Source organism: Methanomicrobiales archaeon HGW-Methanomicrobiales-1 (assembly GCA_002839675.1).
Classification (GTDB): domain Archaea; phylum Halobacteriota; class Methanomicrobia; order Methanomicrobiales; family Methanospirillaceae; genus Methanoregula.
Map to the genome: position 1 here is coordinate 33,341 of PGYM01000005.1, position 4,129 is coordinate 37,469.

The following is a 4,129-nucleotide window of genomic DNA, read 5'->3' on the forward strand; positions in this document are numbered from 1 at the left end:
AATTCTGGTTGATCCTGCCAGAGGCCACTGCTATCGGAGTTCGATTAAGCCATGCGAGTCGAGAGGTGCAAGACCTCGGCATACTGCTCAGTAACACGTGGACAATCTAACCTAAGGTGGGGGATAACCCCGGGAAACTGGGGATAATACCCCATAGGCTATGGAAGCTGGAATGCTCTGTAGTTGAAAGGTCAGCCGCCTTAGGATGGGTCTGCGGCCGATTAGGTTGTTGTTGGGGTAACGGCCCAACAAGCCTGTAATCGGTACGGGTTGTGGGAGCAAGAGCCCGGAGATGGATTCTGAGACACGAATCCAGGCCCTACGGGGCGCAGCAGGCGCGAAAACTTTACAATGCGGGAAACCGTGATAAGGGAACTCCGAGTGCCCGTTAAATCGGGCTGTCCACCAGTTTAAAAAACTGGTGAAGAAAGGGCCGGGCAAGACCGGTGCCAGCCGCCGCGGTAATACCGGCGGCTCGAGTGGTGGCCACTATTACTGGGCTTAAAGCGTTCGTAGCTGGTTTGTTAAGTCTCTGGGGAAATCTTCCGGCTTAACCGGAAGGCGTCTCAGGGATACTGGCAGACTAGGGACCGGAAGAGGTGAGGGGTACTCCAGGGGTAGGAGTGAAATCCTGTAATCCTTGGGGGACCACCTGTGGCGAAGGCGCCTCACCAGGACGGCTCCGACAGTGAGGGACGAAAGCTGGGGGAGCAAACCGGATTAGATACCCGGGTAGTCCCAGCCGTAAACGATGTGCGTTAGGTGTATCGGTGACCACGAGTCTGGGAAGTACGGTCGCAAGGCTGAAACTTAAAGGAATTGGCGGGGGAGCACCACAACAGGTGGAGCCTGCGGTTTAATCGGACTCAACGCCGGGAAACTCACCAGTTAAGACAGCTGAATGATAGTCGGGCTGAAGACTCTACTTGACTAGCTGAGAGGAGGTGCATGGCCGTCGTCAGTTCGTACTGTGAAGCATCCTGTTAAGTCAGGCAACGAGCGAGACCCACGCCAACAGTTGCTAGCTCGTCCCCCGGGATGGAGAGGACACTGTTGGGACCGCCTCTGCTAAAGAGGAGGAAGGAATGGGCAACGGTAGGTCAGCATGCCCCGAATTAACTGGGCTACACGCGGGCTACAATGGGTGGGACAATGGGTATCGACACCGAAAGGTGAAGGCAATCTCCTAAACCCATCCTTAGTTCGGATTGTGGGCTGCAACTCGCCCACATGAAGCTGGAATCTGTAGTAATCGTGTCTCAAAATGGCACGGTGAATATGTCCCTGCTCCTTGCACACACCGCCCGTCAAACCACCCGAGTGAGGTCTTGATGAGGCCGTAGCATACGCTGCGGTCGAATCTAGGTTTTGCAAGGGGGGTTAAGTCGTAACAAGGTAGCCGTAGGGGAATCTGCGGCTGGATCACCTCCTAACGAAATTGATTTTTCGGGATTAAGCGGTTATTAAGCAAACTGTAAAGTTGCCAGTGTCAACACACATAAGGTTCAGTCGCCAAAGGGGGGCGATGAACGGGTTCGAATCCCGATGAGCCGTTTTAGATGCACCTCGAGATGCGAGTCACGAGGGAAGGGCTGAGAGTCAAACCAATGACTTTGCGAGGCCGTGTAAAGGTTTGCACAAAGGACGTTAAATGGGTTTAACGGAGCATTAGTATAATCCTACCATTGGATGGCTCGGTTCAAGTGCCGATGAAGGGCGTGCCAAGCTGCGATAAGCCCCGGGTAGACGCAAGGAATCTAGTTGAGGATAGGGAACGCCCCGAATTGAAACATCTTAGTAGGGGCAGGAAAAGAAATCAACCGAGATGTCGTTAGTAACGGCGAGCGAACACGACAGAGCTCAAACCGAATCCCGCAAGGGAGATGTGGTGTAATAAGCCCCCTGTTCGGCCCTGGATGCGAAGCGGCAGTTGCCTGGAACGGCACACTACAGAGGGTGATAGTCCCGTACGCAGAAGCAGACAGGGTTAAGGGGAGTCTTGAGTACCGCGGGCTGGAATTCTCGCGGGAATTCGGGGGTCATCAACCTCCAAAGCTAAATACAACTTGAAACCGATAGCGAAGTAGTAGCGTGAGCGAAAGCTGAAAAGTAACCCTGAAAAGGTGGTTAAAAGCGCCTGAAATTGGTAGGAGATCGCGAGTTGCGGCCTGAAAGGATCTTGCACATGAAGGAACCCGTCGCGAGGCGGTAGTACGGGTGTGCCTGCCAAGGTCGTAACGTACGTTTTGAAGAACGGGCCAGAGAGTTTATTCTATTGGCGAAGGTTAACCCACAAGGGAAGCCACAGGGAAACCAACAAGTCCGTAGCAGCAATGCCTGGGACGACGTATTAAAAGTGCGTGGAGTCAGTAGGATAAGACCCGAAGCCGGGCGATCTATGCGTGGGCAGGTTGAAGCGTGACGAAAGTTGCGTGGAGGACCGCAAGCGGTATTGATATGCAAATCATTCGTGTGACCTGCGTATAGGAGTGAAAGATTAATCGAGCCCGGCATCAGCTGGTTCCTCCCTAAACATGTCGCAGCATGACCTAACCGGAGGTCGTTGGTGAGGTAGAGCACTGATTGGGGGAGCTGGGCGGGAAACTGCTCACCCCCCTGTCAAACTCCAAACTCCCCAACACCCTAGATGGTTGGAAGTCCGCAATGCGGGGTAAGCTTGTATTGCGTAAGGGAAACAACCCAGACCGTGGTTAATGTCCCTCAATGTAGGTTAAGTGTAAACACTGAAATTGGTCCTAGGTCAAAGACAACTGGAAGGTGAGCTCAGAAGCAGCTATCCTTTAAAAAGTGCGTAACAGCTTACCAGTCAAGATTTAGGGCGGTGAAAATGGACGGGGCTAAAACCTACTACAGAGACCACGGAGCACCGAAAGGTGATCTGGTAGGGAGGCGCTCTGCATGGGTAGAAGCTGGGGCGTGAGTTCCAGTGGACCGTGTAGTGTTGAGAATTCTGGCACTAGTAGAAGCATAGATGGGTGAGAATCCCATCCGCCGCAGGGGCTAGGTTTCCTCGGCAATGATCGTCAGCCGAGGGTTAGTCGGTCCTAAGGTGCGTCGTAACTCGAACGTACCGACAGGGAAACAGGTTAATATTCCTGTACTGTATGATTTTTAGCGTAAGCCCTGACGCTTCGGGGTATGCCAAGCGGGACCGTCGTCCCGTTCAAGCGTATAATTCCGTGGAGTACCGTAATGGTGAGAAGGGGAAGAAAGCGTGATGAGGAAACATGGCAAATTCCTGGAGCCCATGAAAAGGGAGTCATACATCCGTACCGAGAACCGACACAGGTGCCCCTCGCTGAAGAGGTGAAGGCGTGTCGGATTTAATCGTAGTTAAGGGAACTCGGCAAATTGGCCCCGTAACTTTGGGATAAGGGGTGCCTGCCTGGAGATCAGGCAGGTCGCAGTGACCGGGTCGCACTAACTGTCTAATAACAACATAGGTGACTGCAACTCCGAAAGGACTAGTATAGTCACTGATTCCTGCCCAGTGCGAGTATCTGAACACCGGGTTCAACCGGACGAAGGACTCGTAAACGGCGGGGGGTAGCGTAGTACCTTGTCGCTTAATTGGCGACTTGCATGAATGGATTAATGAGTGCGATACTGTCCCTAACACGAATCCGTTGAACTTTTTGTCCTAGTGCAGAGACTAGGGACTCCTGATGGGAAGTGAAGACCCCGTGGAGCTTTACTGCAGCCTGTCGCTGAATTACGATAATCCTTGCGCAGGGTAGATGGGAGGCGTTATATCCGTTCCTTTCGGGGAACGGGGAGCCAACGATGAGACACCATCCTAGTTTTGTTGTAGTTCTCACTCTTACGAGGACAACGGTAGGTAGGCAGTTTGGGTGGGGCGCCACACCCTCGAAAAAATATCAAGGGTGCCCCAAGGTCAACTCATGTGGGTCAGAAACCCACAGAAGAGTGTCAAGAGCATAAGTTGGCCTGACGCGATTATGCAAAGCAAATAATCGCGAGAGGAAACTCGGGTCTAACGAACCAATATAGCCTTTTGGTGAGGCTTATTGACTACAGAAAAGCTACCCCGGGGATAACAGAGTCGTCGCCGGCAAGAGCACATATCGACCCGGCGGCTTGCTACCTC

2 rRNA genes are annotated in these 4,129 nt (G+C 52.9%); both read left to right on the top strand.

Features of this window, described 5'->3' with window-relative positions:
- A 16S ribosomal RNA gene (locus CVV30_12635) occupies positions 1 to 1,435 on the top strand.
- Between the two features lie 251 nt (positions 1,436 to 1,686).
- Positions 1,687 to 4,129 (top strand): 23S ribosomal RNA (locus tag CVV30_12640); the annotation flags it as partial.